The organism is Candidatus Hakubella thermalkaliphila (assembly GCF_013281975.1).
GTDB lineage: Bacteria > Actinomycetota > Humimicrobiia > Hakubellales > Hakubellaceae > Hakubella > Hakubella thermalkaliphila.
Window position 1 is genome coordinate 1 of the sequence record NZ_BLRZ01000422.1, and the last position, 657, is coordinate 657.

At 51.6% G+C, this 657-nt stretch carries 1 protein-coding gene; it reads left to right on the forward strand.

Annotated elements, in window-relative coordinates; all coding sequences use genetic code 11:
* Positions 1–256: 256 nt before the first annotated feature.
* On the forward strand, positions 257–657 hold a 401-nt coding region (locus tag HW443_RS12540; protein ID WP_219857272.1), incomplete at its 3' end, for a phage terminase large subunit.

Sequence of the window (657 nt, forward strand, 5' to 3'; positions counted from 1 at the left end):
AGTGCGGCCAGTACCGTTCTAAAAACGGAACAATAATCAATGCAGATGTAAACGGTGCATTGAACGTCCTTCGTAAAAGTAATCAGATAAGCGATTTCGCTTTACTGACTAGCGGCTGTTTGGCACAGCCTTTGAGAATAAGGCTTGGGTAAACTTCTCAAGAATCCCCCGGCTTTAGCCGTGGGGAGTGTCAATTTTCGCTGAAAATTTTAAGGTTGGCGGGACTCGAACCCATCACCTAAGGAGGCTGCCGCGCTTGATCCCCATTGATTTTGCAGCAACGACAAATACCAAATTCTATCCCCTTTACGCCGACACCAGCCGCTACCTGGTACTGTGGGGCGGCGGCAGCTCTGGCAAGTCCCGCTTCGCTGCGCAGAAACTTATAGCCAGGATGCTGTCGGAAAAAGGGCATCGGCTTCTGTGCTTGCGCAAAGTTGCCAAGACGCTGCGCGAGTCCGTCTTTGCTGAGCTAAAGACAGTCATCGGCGGTTGGGGCGTATCCGCTCTGTTTAGCATTCCCACCGGCATCAATAGGGATTTGCACATAAAGTGCCGCGCTAACGGCAACGAGATACTGTTCTCTGGGCTGGACGCTGTTGAAAAGCGGAAATCGATTGTCGGCATCACTGGTATATGGGTTGAGGAGGCAAGCGA